Genomic DNA, 15,883 nt, shown 5'->3' with positions numbered 1-15,883 from the left:
AACAACGCTATTATATTTAGGAACTGCTTCTTTCTCAAAAAATCATGGAACAGAAAAGAGATAATTGTTTCTTAATAGATTCTATTTGGCATATAATAGAAATATTACGGGGTATAGGACAGAAAGAGGGGACTTTAATGACAACGTTTAAAGAATATCAATACAGCCGTCCAAATGTGGCATCAATGAAAGAGCAGCAGTTAGCACTCATTGAGCAATTTAAACAAGCACAATCGATGGACGAGCAAAGTAATATCATTGAAAAGCACAATGCAATTAGTAATGACTTTGCGACAATGGCTAATTTAGTATATATTCGTGCTTCAATCGATACGAACGATGAATTTTATCAAGCAGAACGTGATTATTTCGATGAAGTAGGTCCTGAGTTAGAAGAAGTAACGACGGAATACTATAAAGCTTTAATTGATTCACCATTTCGTGAGCAATTAGAAGAAAAATGGGGTCAGCAATTATTTGATCTAGCAACTTATCAAATTAAAGGCTTCTCACCAGAAGTTATTGATTTGATGCAAAAAGAAAACAGACTTGTTTCTGAGTACAATAAGCTTGTTGCATCTGCACAAATTGACTTTAATGGGGAAACATTAACACTCGCTCAGCTTGGTCCGTTTGCAGAGTCAACGGATCGAGAAACACGTAAGGCAGCAACGGATGCTCGCTTTGGCTTCTTTGCACAGCATGAAGATGAATTCGATCGTTTATATGATGAACTTGTCAAGGTACGCCATGAAATTGCGATTAAACTTGGCTATAACAACTATGTTGAACTAGGCTATATTCGTATGAATCGGATTGATTACAATGCTGATATGGTTAAAAAATTCCGTGATCAGGTACGTGATTTAATTGTGCCTGTTGCAACGAAGCTTTATGAGCGTCAGGCAAAGCGAATTGGCATTGAAGATTTCAAATTTTATGATGAAGCACTTAACTTCTTATCAGGTAATGCTACACCAAAAGGAAATCCTGAGTGGATTGTAGCAAACGGTAAAAAAATGTATGAGGAGCTTTCACCTGAGACAGGAGAATTCTTTAATTTCATGATTGACCATGACTTAATGGATCTTGTAGCGAAGAAAGGGAAAGAAAGTGGCGGTTATTGTACGTTTATTGAAAACTATCATTCCCCATTCATTTTCTCAAATTTTAATGGTACTTCAGGTGACATCGATGTATTAACACATGAAGCTGGACATGCTTTCCAAGTTTATTCAAGCCGTAATATTGGCATTCCTGAGTATTTATGGCCTACCTACGAGTCTTGTGAAATTCACTCGATGAGTATGGAATTCTTCACATGGCCTTGGATGGAGCTGTTCTTTGAAGGTGATACAGAGAAATATAAATTCACACATTTAAGTAGCGGTCTTTTATTCTTACCATATGGTGTGGCAGTAGATGAGTTCCAGCATGTTATTTATGAAAATCCAACAATGACTCCTGCTGAACGTAAAGCTGCATGGAAAAAAATTGAGGAAACGTATTTACCACACCGTGACTATGATCATAACAGTTACCTAGAGGCTGGGGGCATTTGGCAACGTCAGGCTCACATCTATGCCAGTCCGTTCTACTACATTGATTACACGTTAGCACAAATTTGTGCCTTCCAATTCTGGAAACGTTCACGTGAAGAATTTGAAGCGGCTTGGAAAGACTATATTCATCTTTGTGGTTTAGGTGGCTCTATGTCCTTTACAAAGCTTGTAAAAGAGGCAGGTTTAATCTCACCATTTGAGGATGGCTGTGTTGAATCAGTTATTGGAGAAATTGAGACATTCTTAAATTCCATAGATGATTCTACTCTATAATGGATGACTTAAATTCGTTTCACTTCCACGATAACTATTATTGTGGAAGTGAGCGAATTTTTTAGTTTGTCAGAAGAGTTCTGTAAAAAAATACTAGGATACTTGCGAAATGGTTAATATATCAGTAGTATTTTCAGTAACTGCTATTAAAGGAAGTGAAAGAAAGTGACAAGGAAAGTTTGGTTTCAAGTAGGAGTAGGGATACTACTTACACTATTAATCATTAAATATTTTATAGAAATTCATTGGATTTTTTCACCGCTTGTCATCATATTAAAAGCCATTTTTGTGCCTTTACTACTTGGTGGTGTTCTCTATTATGTGACGGAACCAATTCAGAGATTTTTAGAAAAACGTAGATTTCCTCGATGGGGAAGTATATTGACGATCGTGTTCGGACTAATAGCAATGATAGGTATTTTTGGGTGGATTATTGGTAACCCGATTGCCGAGCAGGTCAATAAATTAGTGAAGAATGCCCCTATGATTAGTACGAGTATTAGTACGAGCATCCAGCAACTAACAGAATATGTAACGCAAAATAAGGATAACTTCCCACAGGAATTAAATGATGTTATTAAAAAAATGGCGAATTCCGTACAGGATATCGCAGTAGTAACGAGTAAGGGATTTGTGTCCTTTTTACAATCGATTGTTTCTGTGTCGTTACTAGCTATTTTAATTCCATTCTTCTTTATTTTTATGCTGAAGGATCATGAGAAGTTTGCTCCATCCATCTATAAATATTTCAGTGGTGAACGTCAGCAATGGGTAAAGAAAACATTAAGTGAGATTGACGATGTATTACGTACCTATATTCAGGGCCAACTGCAAATTAGTTTTTTATTAGCACTAATAATGTATGTAGGCTATTTAATTATCGGATTAGACTATTCGTTATTACTAGTGATTTTTGCATTCTTTATGAATATGATTCCATTTATCGGGCCTTGGATTGCCTTTGCGCCAGCCCTGATAGTGGCGGTTATTCAAGATCCAATTTTAGTGGTGTGGGTTTCGGTTGTGACGCTGGTTGCTCAGCAAATAGACAGCAACTTTATTACACCTAATGTCATGGGGAAATCACTTGATATCCATCCCCTTACCGTTATTACAATTATTTTAGCGGCAGGTAATATAGCAGGTTTTATTGGTATTATTATCGCTGTACCATTTTATGCAGTCTTAAAGGTTATCGTATCCAATATTTATGATCAACGTAATGCAATTAAGAAAAAAGCGACGAAGTCAGTATAGGAGTCGAAACAATGGAACAAGAAATTGTAAAGGTATTTAATGAACAGCATGAGCAAATTGGGACAGCTACGAGAGCGGAAGTGCATGAAAAGGGGCTTTGGCATGAGACTTTTCATTGCTGGCTTGTAAATGAAGACTATATTTATTTTCAAGTACGTAGTTCACAGAAAAAGGATTATCCAGGGTTACTCGATATTACAGCAGCAGGACATCTTTTAGCGATTGAGACAGTAGAGTCAGGCATTCGAGAAGTAAAAGAAGAATTGGGACTTAATATTGATGTCCATGAAGTTGTCAAAATGGGCATGACATCTTGTAGTATCGTTTCTGAAAATATGATCGACAATGAATTTTGCCATGTCTACATATATCCTTTCAAGCATGATTGGGATTCCTTTGCTTTGCAGTATGAAGAAGTATCGGGTGTAGTTAGAGCAAGGCTAAATGAGGCGGAGGCTTTCTTCTTGGGAGAAACGACGACACTTAATATTGAAGGGTATGAATATTTTCCTGATGGTCAACGTGTGAGAGTTGTCAGACCAGTAGGTACTGCACAATTTGTTCCTTATCGGGAACTGTATGTTGCACAGGTGATAAAATTCACACGTGAAAAAATAGTTAATCAAACCTCATAAGTTTAAATAGGATAAGCTATAATATTAGCTTGTCCTATTTTCTTGCGCAAAAATGATTTAGAAACGACACGATATAATAGGAAAAAATGAGTTATACTGTTAGATAGATTGTAAAGAAAAGGAGCATTTTTTATATGCTAACATTTGAACAAAAACAAGCGATTATTGAATCGTTTTCTGAGCTAACAAAAAAAGAAATTTCTTTAAAGCGCCTAAATTATCATTACATGGATAGTCTTTACGAAAAGACGATTGTAGTTGAGAAATTACATCCAAACGGCAATGGCTTTGTCTTTGTGGGAGATTTATTACGCTATGAGAATGAGGCTAATGATAAAGGATTAGTAAATATCCGTGACTATGATGAACAACAACTTCGTGAAATTATTGAAGACGCAATCCAATATTTATCTGAAGAAGTAGAAGAGCAGGAGCCAATTGTAGAGATTTGGCATAGTCGAGATGGTAGTCAGTTACAGCTAGCTTTTGAGCAACGTTCGTGGAACGTGTATCATGGAGACAATCTGGAAGAGGCATTTGGTACGTATGAGGCAGCAAAGGAGTATTTACTAGAAGAAGGCTTTCGTACAAAGAAATAAGTTATACGGGGGATCATGATAGATGAACGGAAAAAAATTAGTGGGAATTGTCATTGTTGTTGTGATTGCGGCATGTTTATTTTCAGTTTATACCATTACTAATTTTTATAAAAATCACGAAGAACAGCCAAATCGTGAAAATCGTGAAATTAATAAGTCGAAGAGCTTGAATTTAATTTTGCCACAGGCTACAATTATCTCGAATTCAAGATAAATGAGAGGTGACTGTCAGTGCAACATATTTATTATAAAGGTACAGACGAAACAAAGCCGACATTATTATTACTACATGGTACAGGTGGTAATGAGGAAAGTCTTATTGGTCTGGCAAAAGAAATAGATGAAACAGCCAATATTTTAAGTGTTCGCGGAAATGTACTTGAGCATGGAATGCCACGATTTTTCCGCCGATTAGCCGAAGGTGTCTTTGATATTGAGGATTTAATCTTTCGTACAAAGGAGCTTCATGAATTTTTACAGACGTCAGCACAGCAATATGGCTTTGATCGCCAACGAATTGTAGCAATAGGGTATTCGAATGGTGCTAATATTGCAGCGAGCTTATTATTCCACTACGATGATGCGTTAGCGGGAGCTATTTTGCATCACCCAATGGTACCAAGACGTGGTATTGAATTACCGCAACTTTCTCCAACACCTGTGTTTATCGGTGCGGGTACGAATGATCCAATGTGTACAGCACAGGAATCTGAGGATTTAGAAAACCTTTTAAGAGCTGCAGGTGCAACGGTAACGACGAAATGGTTTAATTTTGGTCATCAACTAACAATGCCTGAAGTACAAGCAGCAAAAGAATGGTATAAAAGCATTTACGCTTAATTGAAAAAATCCACCTCCTTTTATAAGGGAGGTGGATTTTCTTTATGTTATTTACTTTTCTTTGAGAAAGGAAGCCACCAGTTCCAATCACCAAACAGCTTCATAAGACTAGGTACAAGCATAAGACGAATAATCGTTGCATCAATGGCAACAGCAATAGCGATACCCACACCAATTTGCTTCACAGGCATGACATCTGTGAAGGCAAAAGCACCTGTAATAACAATCATGATAAGCGCTGCCGATGTAATTATTCGGCTAGTGGATGTTAAGCCATCAATTGTTGCCCGCGTATTATCAGAGCCCTTTAAATATTCCTCTTGGATACGAGAAATTAAAAAGACTTCGTAGTCCATACTTAAGCCAAATACAAGACAAAAAACAATAACTGGAATGATTAGTACAATGGAGCTTGCTTCAATACCAAAATGACCATATTGGAAAATATAAACGAGTATACCGAATGCAGATGAAAGTCCAATAATGTTCATGATTATTGCCTTTAACGGAATTAAGATAGAACGGAATGCCAACATTAAAATAAAGAATGTGGAAACGATAATAATCGCTATAGCTAAAACAATTTTATTAGCAATTTCATCAAAAATTTCTTGGTTGAATTTAGCTGGTCCACCAAGTGCAAAATCCACGCCCAGGTCTTTGTCCATCCATGTTCGGGCAAATTTTTGAGCTGTAGAGGAAGAACCTGCTGCATCAATTGTAATGGGGACAAATAGCTGTGTATCCTTCGAGAATGAATTAATAACAGGTTTTAATTGTTCTGCAACCTGTGGAATAGCTAATGAAGCAGAAAGCTCCTCTGGTGTTTGAATGTTAGCAGCTGTATAAATAGTTGAAACATTAGTCACTAACGGGTCCTTTAATAGCTTTTCTTGAATAGTATAAATTAACTCTCTACCCTCAGTATCCTCCCAGCCACCTTTTCGTTCAGCTAACAAATATAATGTAGAGGATTCACCTAGTCCAAACGTTTCATCTAATTTATCGTATGCTGCACGAGCATCATATTTCGTAGGTAAGGAGTCCACCTGTGGAATGGTTAATTGGATATCCTTTAAAGGGATCATGCCGATGCCTAGTAATAATAATGCTGAAATCACTATAGCTACTGGATGTTTCATGACAAAACCTGCAAAGCCACGCCAACGATTTGCCCCATCTGGTTTAACGCGTATTAAGCGCCATTTATTAAGTCTATCTCCTAATAGCATCATAGTGGCAGGAAGTAATGTTAAGCCAGAAAGAACGGCTAACAGGACGACTATAGTGCCTCCTAGGGCGATATTATGAAAAATTTCTACATCAATGACAATCATCGCACCTAAGCCAATCATGACACAGACTGCAGAGAAAATGATAGAACGACCTGCTGTCTGAATAGCAGTTTGAATGGCTTGAGCAATAGAAGTATGTGTGCGTTCTTCTCGGTAACGATTAATAAACAGCAACGCAAAATCAATACTTAAAGCCAGCCCAAGCATTGGTACAATATTTAAGACGAAAATAGATAGATTGACATTAGCACTGAGCAACGTCATCATACCAAAGGCGGTAACCACTGTTACAACACCAATGATGATTGGCAAAATAGAAGCAACAACTGTACCAAATGCTAATAAGAGAACCACGATGGCAATTGGCAATCCAATGGCCTCAGCTGATGCCAAATCCTTTTGACTAGCAGTATTTATGTCGGCAGAAATAACAGGCCCTCCAGTGACACTAATACCGTCTTTTTCAATCAATGAACGGAATTCCTCAACAATGTCAGGAAGGTTTTCTACATCGTTCTTTATGTGAACCATAGCATAGGCAATACCATCTTTCCGTAAAGAGGAGTCTTCTAAAGGTGATTGAATAGAATGAATCTCTTTTATGTTATCTAATTTTTTTAAAGTGTCTTTAATTTTCTGATCATCAGCTGGATCAAAGACAACTAAAATCGTATTAGATGGTAAATCAAATTTTTCTGCTAGCTCGTTGGTAACATAGTTATGATCTGCTTCGACAAAGAAACCATCACCTTGAAGTTTGCCTGGAAGCTGTAAAGCAAAGTACGCCATTGCTAGAAAAATAATAAGCCATATGACTACGATTGCTTTCGCATGTGCTGTAATAAAAGCTGAAAAAGTTTTCATAGTTGTTTATACATCCCCCTTTTCAATTAGTGTAAAGGATGTGTCACATTTTGTCGTGTGACAAAGTAAAGACTCCCATCCACTTTTTGGACAGGAGTCTTACTATTAAAAGAATAATGATAATATGAAATAAATAACAGATGCCATAACGGCAGAAATTGGCATTGTAATCACCCAAGTAGTAACAATCTTTCGAGCCATACCCCAGTTTACACCACGCACACGCTGTGCTGAACCGACACCCATAATGGAGGAAGAAATGACATGTGTTGTTGAAACTGGTAAGTGGATTAGCGTAGCGCCAAAAATAACAGTAGCAGATGCTAAATCTGCCGCAACACCATTAACAGGGCGGATTTTCATAATCTTACCACCAACCGTTTTAATGATTTTATAACCACCAATTGACGTACCTAGCCCCATTGCTGTAGCTGCAGCAGCACGCACCCAGAAAGGTATTTCATCTCCAGTGTGCAAGCCACCAGCGATTAACGCCATCGTCATAATCCCCATCGCTTTTTGCGCATCATTTGTACCATGGGTGAACGATTGGATGGCAGCAGTAAAAATTTGCATTGTACGGAAACCTTTATTCGTCCTATATAAATTTAAATTTTTAAACCATAGTTTAAAAAGAGTCATCATAATAAAGCCTGCACAAATAGCAAGTAAAGGTGAAAACACTAAAGCCATGATGATTTTAGTAAAGCCGCCATAGTTTAACACATTAAAACCAGCGGATGCGATTGCAGCACCGGCAATTGACCCAATCAATGTGTGTGAAGAACTTGACGGAATACCGAAATACCATGTCAATAAATTCCAAATTATAGCTGAAATTAATGCAGCTAAAATAACGACTGAGCCAGTTGTGTCTCCTTCAAAAGCATTTAATGCAAAAGGATCTACAATATCTTTTGTTAGAGCTTTTGCAACCCCTACAAAGGTGATAGCACCAATAAAGTTCATAGTTGCCGCCATAATGATTGCCGTGCGTGGCGGCAATGCTCTAGTAGAAACCGAAGTTGCAATAGCATTTGCTGTATCATGGAAGCCATTGATAAAGTCAAATGTTAGGGCAAAGATGACGACCAGTACGGTTAATATAATGATTGTGTTCATTGTAAAGTGCCCATCTCCTAATTATGCGTTACGCATGATAATTGTTTCCATAGTATTTGCTACGTTTTGACAATGATCAGCGATATCTTCAAGTTGTTCATAAATATCCTTAAATTTAATGAGGCGGATTGGATCTTTTTCATTTAAAAATAACTTCTTAATAGAAGTACGTTGTACCTCATCACATTCACGTTCATAGTCTTTAATAAGAATTGCGTGTGGACGCATGCCAATTAGATTCTTTTTCTTTAACTCTTCTGTCGCTTTGACTATTTCATCAGCACTTTTTGAAATAAACCCTAAGAAAATGCGCATAGATTCATCAATCTCAGTGAGCGAAAACATTTCAAAGTGTGCAATACAGTGTTCTGTTCCATCTAAAACATCATCCATACGAATGGCGAGCTCTAAAATATCCTCACGTTCAATAGGTGTCATGAATGATTTGTTTAACATGACAATCAGTTCATGAATAAGCTTATCACCAGCAGTTTCATAATTTTTCATTGTAATGCTAATCTCTTTTAGGTCAGCTACACTGTTAATACGAAAATCATTTGCGTAATGTACAGCCTCTCTCATATTTTCAGCAATTTTATGCAATGCAATAAAGAAAGGGTCTTGTTTTTTTGAGTTAAGCATGTGAATCGAATCCTCCTGGATATAAATAAATTAATCGACCTCTAAACTTTACTATCATAACAAAATCTTTAATTTATCTACATAAAAATTTACTAATCGACATGAAAATTTACATTGCTGTAATATACAATTCGTTCACAAAATATAAGGTAATCCAGCTGTATTTATTTTTATGAGTACAGATAAAACCTTGTTATAAATGGCTATTCCTCTGTAATGGTGACTTATTAGTACAGATTAAGACACGAAAGATAATAGAAGGTAATAAAAATAGCGCATTCGAATTGTAAAGGTATTGTAAATTCATTTGATAACCAGAAGAGTACCTTCTTATTCTTAAGAATATCTTCATTTTTATCCTCCCTCTTTATTAAGAATTGTTTACTACAATGGAAAATGAATAGGAAAGGAGCGTTTATTAACTAATGATTCAGGTTGAAAACTTACAACATACATTTTTAATTGGAAAACGAGGGAAGGAAAAGCAAGTGCCGGTATTGAAAGGTGTGAACTTCGAGGTCCATAAAGGAGAAATTGTTGCCATTGTAGGTAAAAGTGGCTCAGGAAAATCGACCTTATTACAAGTTCTAGCTGGTTTTATGAAGGCTGAACAGGGCTCTATTAAAGTAAATGGAAAGGAAACAGCCCATTTAACTGAAACAGAAAGTGCTGCCTTCCGTTTACGTCAATTCGGTTTTATTTTTCAAAACTTTCAATTGATGCCTGGTTTAACTGCTTTTGAAAATATCGAATTACCTTTAAAGCTACAGGGTTTGCGTAAGGCTATGCGCAAAGAAAAAGTGAAGAAATTAATGGACAAGGTTGGTTTGACAGAAGTGGCAGACCATTATCCCAATGAATTGTCAGGTGGACAGCAACAGCGTGTCAGCATTGCACGAGCCCTTATTACGAATCCTCCTATATTACTTGCTGATGAGCCAACAGGGAGTCTCGATTCAGAAACCGAGCAGGATATCTTATTGCTTATTCAAAGTTTAAATCGTGAATTAGGGCTAACTTTTGTCATTATCACGCACGATGAAGAAGTAGCTACTATCGCACATAGACGCTTCCGCATGTACGATGGAGAACTTGTAAAGGAGGAAGCTTAACATGTTATTTAAGGATCAATTAGATTTTGTAACACAGCATATCAAGAAAAATAAGCTGCGTGTGTTTATGACAATACTAGCTGCAACGATGGGCTGTGCCTTTTTAATCGTGCTAGCATCCGTTGGTTTTGGTTTACAGGAATCTTTACGCAATGAAATTCTTTCAAACGAAACAGTTACAAAAATTCAAGTATATGGTGATAAGCAATTAACTGAAGACCAAGTACAAGAAATTAAAAAAATGGAACATGTAGAAACAGTGCTTGAAACAATTAGTGTCAATGCTACCGCGCAATCATTTTTTGAAGATCGTGATACAACTTCTAATTTAATATTGTCAGATATGCAGGACTTTGAACAGGTAAATGGAAAGCTTGCAAAAGGGCGTTACCCAACGAAATCTAATGAAATTGTTGTAGGCTATCATTTTGCTCAAACATTATTGAATGAAAGAGAACGTGATGTCATTGCGGAAAAAAGTAAAAAGGCTGAAGCAGAGGGTACGTATTATGATGGTAGTGAAGAGGGCTATAAAGAATCATTGATTGGAAAGAACATAGACCTGTCCTTAGTTCCTCACACGGGTACAAATGAAGAAACGCAAAAAATGAGCTATACAATTGTTGGTGTAATGGAGAAACCTTCTTATGATTGGATGGTTGATAACGCTATTCATATGGATAAAGAGCAAAAGGCAGTATGGGTTAAAAATTTATCAACAGATAGTAATATGGCAGAGGATGAGCTGTTTTACTCTGAATTTAATATTTATGCGGATACATTAGAAAACGTAAAGCCGATTTTAGAGAAGTTAAAAGATAAGGGCTATAGCGTATATTCAGTAACAGAGCAGCTAGATCAAATGAATGTATTTTTCCTTGTATTAAAAATTGGCTTAATCTTTGTTGGTACAATTGCTGTGTTGATTGCTTCTATTGGTATTTTTAATACAATGACAATGGCTGTCACAGAGCGAACACGTGAAATTGGTGTATTAAAGGCAATTGGGGCAAGTCCGAAGCTTATACAACGGTTATTTTTAATGGAAAGCACATTTATCGGTATTTTTGGTACGCTAATTGCGGTTGTCATCTCGTATGCTATTAGCTTTGCGGCTAATGCAGCATTACCATTAATTCTTAAGGCGGCAACAGGGGAGGAAGCTTTTGCAACAAATGATATAACATTTTCTCTTATTCCATGGCAACTAGTCATTATTGCAGCAGCCATTAGTGTTGGTGTAGCGATGATTTCAGGTTATCGCCCAGCACGTAAAGCAACAAAAATCGACGTTATTCAAGCTTTACGACAAGAGTTATAATAAAAAAGGCGGTCCAATCAACATTGGATCGCCTTTTATTTGGATTGAAGTACATCTGTATGTTATAAATACTCTTTTAACTCATACGCTAAAAATGGTGTTGCATTCAATAATTTTAAGAAGGCATCATAGCTGGCACGTTGCTCTTCATTTGGTTTTTTACCTGTTTGATAGGCTCGAATTAATATGTTTTTAGGTGTATTCTCCATATCGATAAACTCTAAAAGCTGTGCCTCATAGCCAACAAGCGATAAAATTTCAGCTCGAATAGCATCTGTAGCAAGTGCCGCAAATCGCTCTCGAACAAGTCCATGTTGCAACATAATATCGAGAGCAGGTGTATTTAGTTGACGATTTAACTCATGCTGACAGCAAGGCACACTTAGAATGACACTTGCTCCCCATTTCACAGCACGAGCCAAGGCCATATCTGTCGCTACATCACATGCATGGAGTGTCACCACCATATCCACAGCACTTTCATCATTATAATCATTGATATCTCCTACAAGAAATTCTAGCTGATCATAGCCTAGATCCTGTGCTATTCTTGAGCACTCTTCAATAACCTCTTTTTTTAAATCTAAACCAGTAACACGAATGTCTAAGCCTTTTTCAATTTTTAAATAATGATACAAAGCAAAGGTTAAGTAGGATTTTCCTGAACCAAAATCTAAAATCCTCACCTGTCGATCCTGAGGTAAATAGGTTAAGGCATCATCTATAAATTCAATGAAGCGGTTAATCTGTTTAAATTTATCATACTTTTGTTTCTTAACCTTTCCTTCTTCTGTTTGTACCCCCAGTCGAATTAAAAATGGATAGGGTTGATCATCAGATAGTAAATAATTTTTTTTACGATTATGGCTTAGATGGACTTGTTTAGGTGAAGCTGTTTTATCTGATTTCCAAAGGACTTTGTTCTTTTTTGATAATTGTACTTGTACTGTTTCATCTACGAAATCAATATGAGCTTGACGATACTCCTCAAAAAACGCGTCAAGCTTGGAAGGTAAATGAGCCAATAGAATATTTTCATGTTTTAAAATCCGTTCATATTGGTATTCAATTTGTATATGGTACTGATTTTTTAACATTAATGGTTTTAATTTTATACGTTTTATTTCATTTGATTTCATACGTGGTTGACTGATTGTAGCTGTAACAAGCTTTTGTTGCAAAATTTGCTCAGTGAGCAGAGCTTTCATTTCTTCAAAGGTCATACATTTTCGCCTACTTTATTGTGTAATAGATGGCACTAGTTTAACACATTTTATAATAGACAATGGCATCTTTGGTATTCGGAATTAATTTAATAAAAATTCCGAGTATTTATAGGTAGGATTGTATATTCGTGGTATCTTAAATATAGTAATTCTTTTTGAATTGGTGATACTAGTGAATATAAAGGAGGAGAAATTATGTCAGATAACATGTATCAATTATTAGCGATAGTTATTTATATGATCGCTATGCTAGGCATTGGCTGGTATGCGTTTGCTAAAACATCAAATTTAACAGACTACATGCTTGGCGGCCGTTCATTAGGTCCCGCGGTAACTGCGTTAAGTGCAGGTGCTGCAGATATGTCTGGCTGGCTCCTAATGGGCTTACCTGGAGCTATTTTTTTATCAGGTCTTGTAGAGGCCTGGATTGCTATTGGATTAACAGTGGGGGCTTATTTAAACTGGTTGTTTGTTGCTCCACGATTGCGAGTTTATACACAGGTTACCAATGATTCCATCACCATCCCAAGTTATTTAGATAACCGATTACGAGATCACACTAAGCTTATAAGAATTGCCTCAGGTGTCATTATTCTAATATTTTTCACATTTTATGTTTCCTCAGGTATGGTAGCTGGTGGTAAGTTTTTCGATAGTTCATTTGGTTATGAATACCATACGGGCTTATTAATTGTGTCGGCTGTAGTTGTAGCATACACTCTTTTTGGCGGATTTTTAGCGGTAAGTTATACAGACTTCTTACAAGGTCTTATTATGTTTTTAGCACTTATTATGGTACCAATATTTGGCTTGTTTGTAACAGGTGGCATAGGGGAAACTATTTCGTCTATAAAATCTGTTGATCCAGATCTTCTAAATTTATTACCAGCCACTGCGACAGCAGCAGGGATCATTTCTTCAGTTGCTTGGGGACTAGGCTATTTTGGACAGCCTCATATTATCGTTCGCTTTATGGCGATTAGTTCCGTTAAAGAAACGAAGCAAGCACGACGCATTGGTATTGGCTGGATGATGTTAAGTTTATTTGGAGCTATTGGAACTGCCTTGGTGGGTGTAGCTTATTATCAGCAAAATGCGGGTGAGCTAAAAGACGCTGAAACTGTCTTTATTGTACTTGGACAGATTTTATTCCATCCATTTATAGCGGGTATTATGCTGGCGGCAATTTTAGCAGCTGTTATGAGTACAATTTCTTCTCAATTAATTGTAACTTCTTCGGCGCTTGTAGAGGATATTTATAAAGCATTATTTAATAAAACAGCAGACGATAAGCATTACGTTTTTGTTGGGCGTATGGCTGTATTAGTTGTTGCAATTATTGCAGCAATCCTAGCGTGGAATCCAGATAGTTCTATCTTAAGCTTAGTTGGCTTTGCTTGGGCAGGATTTGGTGCAGCCTTCGGACCTGTTATTTTACTTTCTTTATATTGGAGAAAGCTAACGAACTACGGAGCACTTAGCGGAATGGTAACAGGGGCTGCAACTGCATTTATTTGGGGTAAAGTAGATGCTTTATCAAGTGCGTTGTACGAAATTGTTCCTGGCTTCATTGTTTGTTTAATTGTTGCGGTTGTTGTCAGTATGCTGACATATAAACCAAATAAAGAAATTGAAGAAGAGTTCACACGCTCAGAAGCCCTACTAAAAGAAGAAAGAAAATAGTTGTGATGCGCCTCTCCATGAGGCGCATTTTTAAAAAAGTTAACGATGATCTTCAAATACGAAAAAGGGTCTTTTATGGTAAGATGAAGAAAATTTGTCGTAGCGACACCAAGCTTTGGTGGGAGGTTTCTAATGGATAGAATGAAGGAAGTTGATGTATTAATTGAAAAGGCCATACTAGTTGGCGTAAATTTACGAAATGATGAGCACTTTGACTATTCTATGGAAGAGTTAAAAAATTTAGCTGAGGCCTTGCATGTAGAAGTAGTTGGGACTGTCACGCAAAATTTGGAACGTGTGACACCTTCCCATTATGTGGGTACAGGTAAAATAGAAGAAATCAAAAATTTTTATGACGAAGCACAAGCAAACCTCGTTATTTTTAATGATGAACTGTCTCCTTCGCAAATCCGTAATTTAGAACGTGATTTAGCAACGAAGGTCATTGATCGAACAATGCTTATTTTAGATATTTTTGGAAGGCGCGCAAAAACACGTGAAGCCCAAATGCAGGTGGAATTAGCACAGCTTCAATATATGCTACCTCGCTTAGTGGGTTTACATGCCTCTTTAAGCCGTCAGGGTGGTGGTACTGGAGGAGGCTTTAAAAACCGTGGTGCTGGTGAGACAAAGCTGGAATTGGATCGACGAAAAATTGAAGATCAAATTGCTAAAATTAAAAAGGATCTAGAGCACGTTAAGGAACAGAGAGAAACGCAGCGTAAACAGCGTCGTAAAAATGCTCTTCCGGTTGTATCGATTGTTGGTTATACAAATGCTGGGAAATCAACGATTATGAATCAACTGCTTACGCAAATAGGACAAGAAGAGCATAAGCAAGTCTTTGAGAAGGATATGCTTTTTGCTACCCTTGAAACTTCTGTTCGTCAGATTGAACTACCTGATAGGAAGACATTTTTACTGACAGACACTGTAGGCTTTGTTAGTAAATTACCTCACCATTTAGTGAAGGCATTTCGCTCCACTTTGGAAGAGGCCCGAGATGCGGATCTTTTACTCCATGTGGTAGATGTTTCTAATACTGAGCACGGATTTATGATGGATGTGACAAATGAAACACTAAAAGCAGTTGGTGTTGAGGACATTCCGACAATCTATGTATACAATAAAGCAGATATAGTAGATGTTCCATATCCTGTGGTAAGTGGAGATAATATTTGGATTTCAGCGAAGCAGGGGGTTGGATTAGAAGAATTAGTACAGCTAATTCGTCAACACATCTTCTCGCACTATGTAACGTGTGACATGTTAATACCTTATGATCATGGGAACGTTGTTTCTTATTTAAATGAAAATGCCTCTGTTTTTAATACAGCCTATGAAGAGAATGGGACATTATTGTCTCTTGAAGTAAAAGCAGCAGATTACGCAAAGTTTCAGCACTATGTGATTAATTAAAAAATGTACTACCCAAAGCATGCCAAAAGATTT

Annotated in this window: 14 protein-coding genes; 10 read left to right on the top strand and 4 right to left on the bottom strand. The window is 36.9% G+C overall.

The window, feature by feature from the left end:
* Positions 1-137 precede the first annotated feature (137 nt).
* The 6 genes from LCP48_RS21380 to LCP48_RS21355 all read left to right on the top strand — a co-directional run bounded on the left by LCP48_RS21380 (position 138) and on the right by LCP48_RS21355 (position 5,166).
* The gene (locus LCP48_RS21380; protein WP_004231910.1) at positions 138-1,835 is read left to right on the top strand and encodes a M3 family oligoendopeptidase; all 1,698 of its coding nucleotides are present in this window, start codon (positions 138-140) and stop codon (positions 1,833-1,835) included.
* 165 nt (positions 1,836-2,000) lie between these two features.
* Positions 2,001-3,092 carry an AI-2E family transporter gene (locus tag LCP48_RS21375; protein ID WP_004231912.1) on the top strand — a complete coding sequence of 364 codons (1,092 nt, stop codon included), beginning with the start codon at positions 2,001-2,003 and terminating at the stop codon, positions 3,090-3,092.
* An 11-nt stretch (positions 3,093-3,103) separates the two neighbouring features.
* Positions 3,104-3,727 carry an NUDIX hydrolase gene (locus LCP48_RS21370; RefSeq protein WP_004231914.1) on the top strand — a complete coding sequence of 208 codons (624 nt, stop codon included), beginning with the start codon at positions 3,104-3,106 and terminating at the stop codon, positions 3,725-3,727.
* Between the two features lie 134 nt (positions 3,728-3,861).
* A complete protein-coding gene (locus tag LCP48_RS21365; RefSeq protein ID WP_004231915.1) occupies positions 3,862-4,326 on the top strand; it encodes a hypothetical protein in 465 nt (154 codons plus the stop codon).
* A 22-nt stretch (positions 4,327-4,348) separates the two neighbouring features.
* A complete protein-coding gene (locus LCP48_RS21360) occupies positions 4,349-4,540 on the top strand; it encodes a hypothetical protein (RefSeq protein ID WP_004231917.1) in 192 nt (63 codons plus the stop codon).
* Between the two features lie 17 nt (positions 4,541-4,557).
* The gene (locus LCP48_RS21355) at positions 4,558-5,166 is read left to right on the top strand and encodes an alpha/beta hydrolase (protein WP_004231919.1); all 609 of its coding nucleotides are present in this window, start codon (positions 4,558-4,560) and stop codon (positions 5,164-5,166) included.
* A gap of 47 nt (positions 5,167-5,213) precedes the next feature.
* On the opposite strand, the gene LCP48_RS21350 is transcribed toward LCP48_RS21355, so the two are convergent.
* From LCP48_RS21350 to LCP48_RS21340, 3 genes are all read right to left on the bottom strand, one after another.
* Positions 5,214-7,325, bottom strand: a complete 2,112-nt coding sequence (locus LCP48_RS21350) for an MMPL family transporter (RefSeq protein ID WP_004231922.1) — start codon at positions 7,323-7,325, stop codon at positions 5,214-5,216.
* Between the two features lie 105 nt (positions 7,326-7,430).
* Positions 7,431-8,447 carry an inorganic phosphate transporter gene (locus LCP48_RS21345; protein ID WP_004231925.1) on the bottom strand — a complete coding sequence of 339 codons (1,017 nt, stop codon included), beginning with the start codon at positions 8,445-8,447 and terminating at the stop codon, positions 7,431-7,433.
* 21 nt (positions 8,448-8,468) lie between these two features.
* Positions 8,469-9,089 carry a DUF47 domain-containing protein gene (locus LCP48_RS21340; RefSeq protein ID WP_004231927.1) on the bottom strand — a complete coding sequence of 207 codons (621 nt, stop codon included), beginning with the start codon at positions 9,087-9,089 and terminating at the stop codon, positions 8,469-8,471.
* Positions 9,090-9,514: 425 nt separating this feature from the next.
* On the opposite strand from LCP48_RS21340, the gene LCP48_RS21335 reads away from it, so the two are divergent.
* Complete coding sequence (locus LCP48_RS21335; RefSeq protein ID WP_048394180.1) at positions 9,515-10,201, top strand: ABC transporter ATP-binding protein; 687 nt, start codon at positions 9,515-9,517, stop codon at positions 10,199-10,201.
* 1 nt (position 10,202) lies between these two features.
* Positions 10,203-11,522, top strand: coding sequence for an ABC transporter permease (locus LCP48_RS21330; protein ID WP_004231933.1), 1,320 nt, complete (start codon positions 10,203-10,205; stop codon positions 11,520-11,522).
* A gap of 62 nt (positions 11,523-11,584) precedes the next feature.
* Here the strand turns inward: LCP48_RS21330 and LCP48_RS21325 are convergent, their stop codons facing one another.
* Entirely contained in the window at positions 11,585-12,745 is a 1,161-nt protein-coding gene (locus LCP48_RS21325) for a class I SAM-dependent methyltransferase (RefSeq protein ID WP_225340502.1), read from the bottom strand.
* 198 nt (positions 12,746-12,943) lie between these two features.
* Between LCP48_RS21325 and putP the strand changes: the two genes are divergently transcribed.
* Both putP and hflX read left to right on the top strand, forming a co-directional pair.
* Positions 12,944-14,431 (top strand): sodium/proline symporter PutP, encoded by a 1,488-nt coding sequence (gene putP, locus LCP48_RS21320; RefSeq protein WP_004231936.1) that lies wholly within the window; start codon positions 12,944-12,946, stop codon positions 14,429-14,431.
* 132 nt (positions 14,432-14,563) lie between these two features.
* Positions 14,564-15,850, top strand: a complete 1,287-nt coding sequence (gene hflX / locus LCP48_RS21315; RefSeq protein WP_004231938.1) for a GTPase HflX — start codon at positions 14,564-14,566, stop codon at positions 15,848-15,850.
* The last annotated feature ends 33 nt before the right edge of the window (positions 15,851-15,883 follow it).

Origin of the sequence: Lysinibacillus capsici (assembly GCF_020217405.1) — a bacterium.
GTDB lineage: Bacteria > Bacillota > Bacilli > Bacillales_A > Planococcaceae > Lysinibacillus > Lysinibacillus capsici.
Note: the sequence above shows the minus strand (reverse complement) of the source record. Positions and strands in the feature narration are given on the sequence as shown.

Excerpts from the sequence above, each read along its gene's own strand:
- LCP48_RS21380 (WP_004231910.1), top strand. The coding sequence starts at position 138 with ATGACAACGTTTAAAGAATATCAATACAGCCGTCCAAATGTGGCATCA.
- LCP48_RS21370 (WP_004231914.1), top strand. The coding sequence starts at position 3,104 with ATGGAACAAGAAATTGTAAAGGTATTTAATGAACAGCATGAGCAAATT.
- LCP48_RS21365 (WP_004231915.1), top strand. The coding sequence starts at position 3,862 with ATGCTAACATTTGAACAAAAACAAGCGATTATTGAATCGTTTTCTGAG.
- LCP48_RS21360 (WP_004231917.1), top strand. The coding sequence starts at position 4,349 with ATGAACGGAAAAAAATTAGTGGGAATTGTCATTGTTGTTGTGATTGCG.
- LCP48_RS21350 (WP_004231922.1), bottom strand. The coding sequence starts at position 7,325 with ATGAAAACTTTTTCAGCTTTTATTACAGCACATGCGAAAGCAATCGTA.
- LCP48_RS21345 (WP_004231925.1), bottom strand. The coding sequence starts at position 8,447 with ATGAACACAATCATTATATTAACCGTACTGGTCGTCATCTTTGCCCTA.
- LCP48_RS21340 (WP_004231927.1), bottom strand. The coding sequence starts at position 9,089 with ATGCTTAACTCAAAAAAACAAGACCCTTTCTTTATTGCATTGCATAAA.
- LCP48_RS21335 (WP_048394180.1), top strand. The coding sequence starts at position 9,515 with ATGATTCAGGTTGAAAACTTACAACATACATTTTTAATTGGAAAACGA.
- LCP48_RS21330 (WP_004231933.1), top strand. The coding sequence starts at position 10,203 with ATGTTATTTAAGGATCAATTAGATTTTGTAACACAGCATATCAAGAAA.
- LCP48_RS21325 (WP_225340502.1), bottom strand. The coding sequence starts at position 12,745 with ATGACCTTTGAAGAAATGAAAGCTCTGCTCACTGAGCAAATTTTGCAA.
- putP (WP_004231936.1), top strand. The coding sequence starts at position 12,944 with ATGTCAGATAACATGTATCAATTATTAGCGATAGTTATTTATATGATC.
- hflX (WP_004231938.1), top strand. The coding sequence starts at position 14,564 with ATGGATAGAATGAAGGAAGTTGATGTATTAATTGAAAAGGCCATACTA.